Here is a 1,504-nt window from a genome sequence, read left to right on the forward strand (position 1 = left end):
TCTACCAACTTCGTGGTCTGTATGCGGAAGAAGGATCCTGACTGATGAACCTATTTCATCCAGCTAACATGTTTCTAGGATTGAGTAGAAATCACAGAAAATGGTGAAGACCCCAAAAAAATAAGAGCGTTTAAGCCCTTATTTTACAACAATTTTTCCGACATATTGGGCATGACCTCGGTTACTTTGTATATTTAGTTCTAATATATAGTTCCCTGGATTATTTGGCAGAATGAAAGTATGATTTCCCTCTACCTTTAATTCGTCTTTTTGATTTGCATCTCTCCACAAATAGGCCATTATTTGCTCAAGCTTAAATTCTTGATGCTTAATCAATTGAAGTTTCACCATCTGCTTTTTATTTGCTTCTATGGGGCTTTTCTTTTGTCCTAAAGCATAAACACTTATATTTTCCTCCATCTTATTTTCAGAGACAATATTCCCTACTTCCCATGTGTGAGCTTCTAAACTTAAAATATATTCTTCGTTATTTGTAATTAGTTTAGCTTCAGGTGGAAAAGTATTGTAGTCTTCTGATATTAATCCATCTTTTTGAAATATGTATATGGCTCCAATAGCTATAATCGCCAAAATAATAAATATGGTAATAGCAGCTCCAAATGATATTTTTGATAACTTGTCCATAATTAATCTCCTTAATTAATCATTTTTACTATATTATACCAAATGCATATTCTTTTTGTATGCTTTTGTGTGAGTAAAATGTTTGTGGGAGAAATTCTTAGAATTCCCCGATGAGGGGGGTGGGAACGTAGGTTCGCAATCTCCCTCATCGGGGCCACCAAGCGAAGCGCGGTAGGATCCCAAGCAGGAAACATGAAAAAAGGACTCTCTCCCTGGTAAGATATTCATTGCCACACCATCAAACAGGAGGAGAGAGTCCCATGAATATTCAACAACATCTTACCACAAATTCGTTGACATGGAAAGAGATCGAACTTGATTTGTTTCGAGCCTTGCAAAACGCCTTCGCCGAGCTGTTTACGGCTCTGTTGGAGGACATCGACCGACAATTGGCGGAAACCCGGGACAAGCGCCGATACCACTTGAAAGACAAACGACGCACCACGATTCAAACCCTGTTTGGCGAAGTCACCTTTGAGCGGAACTACTATTTAGACCGGGAACAAAACCGTTACACGTTTTTGCTTGATTCCTTTTTAGCGTTTGATGGATCGCAGTCAATCAGCCCTTGTCTAGAAGAAACGGCGGTGGGATTGGCGGTGGATTGCTCTTCCTATCGCAAAGCGGCTCGTACGCTTGCCCAGATGGTCGGGTATCCGGTGATGAGCCATGAGGCGATCCGCCAGTTGGTGCTCGAAGCTGAAGCTCCGCTGCACTGCCCGGTGGACCAGCGATATGGACGGGTGCTGTTTGTGGAGTCCGATGGACTGTTTGTTTCTCGCCAAGCGAAGGGAAAACGGGCCAAGGAAGACAAAATCCTGACCGTTCACGAAGGGTGGAAGCGCAACGGCTCACGGAT

1 protein-coding gene and 1 pseudogene are annotated in these 1,504 nt (G+C 42.5%); one reads left to right on the top strand and one right to left on the bottom strand.

Translation table 11 applies throughout. From position 1 onward, the window contains the following. Nucleotides 1-138: 138 nt before the first annotated feature. Nucleotides 139-645, bottom strand: a complete 507-nt coding sequence (locus tag DCC82_RS16925) for a hypothetical protein (protein ID WP_062678592.1) — start codon at nucleotides 643-645, stop codon at nucleotides 139-141. Nucleotides 646-905: 260 nt separating this feature from the next. Between DCC82_RS16925 and DCC82_RS16930 the strand changes: the two are divergent. Beyond that, nucleotides 906-1,504: pseudogene (locus DCC82_RS16930) on the top strand (ISLre2-like element ISGsp4 family transposase); the annotation flags it as partial.

This window comes from Geobacillus sp. LYN3 (assembly GCF_003064505.1).
Taxonomy (GTDB): Bacteria; Bacillota; Bacilli; order Bacillales; family Anoxybacillaceae; genus Parageobacillus_B; species Parageobacillus_B toebii.